This is a genomic window from Stenotrophomonas sp. CASM106 (assembly GCF_049384825.1).
Classification (GTDB): Bacteria; Pseudomonadota; Gammaproteobacteria; order Xanthomonadales; family Xanthomonadaceae; genus Stenotrophomonas; species Stenotrophomonas muris.
In genome coordinates this window covers 1-484 of record NZ_JBMRFS010000038.1, presented here as the reverse complement: position 1 = coordinate 484, position 484 = coordinate 1, and the positions used below count along the sequence as shown (strand labels likewise).

Annotated in this window: 1 protein-coding gene; it reads right to left on the bottom strand. The window is 68.8% G+C overall.

The genetic code is table 11. From position 1 onward, the window contains the following. A partial coding sequence (locus VG556_RS22395) for a sensor histidine kinase N-terminal domain-containing protein (protein WP_423180055.1) occupies positions 1 to 484 on the bottom strand: 484 nt, incomplete at both ends.

Genomic DNA, 484 nt, shown 5'->3' with positions numbered 1-484 from the left:
CGGTACACGGGCATCCAGCGGCTTCAGGTCAGAGGGCTCGCGGCGTGACAGCTCGCGTTCCACCCGCACCAATGGCCGGAATGCGCGATGCACGCCAAACGCCACCAGCGCCAGCAGCAGGCCGGAAAGCACACCGATCGCCAGCAGTGCGCGGTTGACCATGTCCTGTGCGACCGCTTCACGCGCACGCCGGGTCTGGCCGACCTGCACCTGTACTTCCACCTGCGCCGAGGCGGCGGCAAAACTGCGGCCGACCACCACGAAGCGCACGGTCTCGCCGCTGTAGGCGGCATCGAACAACTGCGGTTGCGTGCCGGGCCGGCGCGGCGGCGCCGGCAGGTCGCCATAGCCGGTGATCAGGTTGCCACGGCTGTCGGCGACCCGATAGAACACGCGGTCTTCCGGGGCCATCGCCAGCAGGTCCAGCGCCGCATAGGGCAGATCGACCTGCCATTGGCCATCGACCAGAGCCACCGAATCGGCA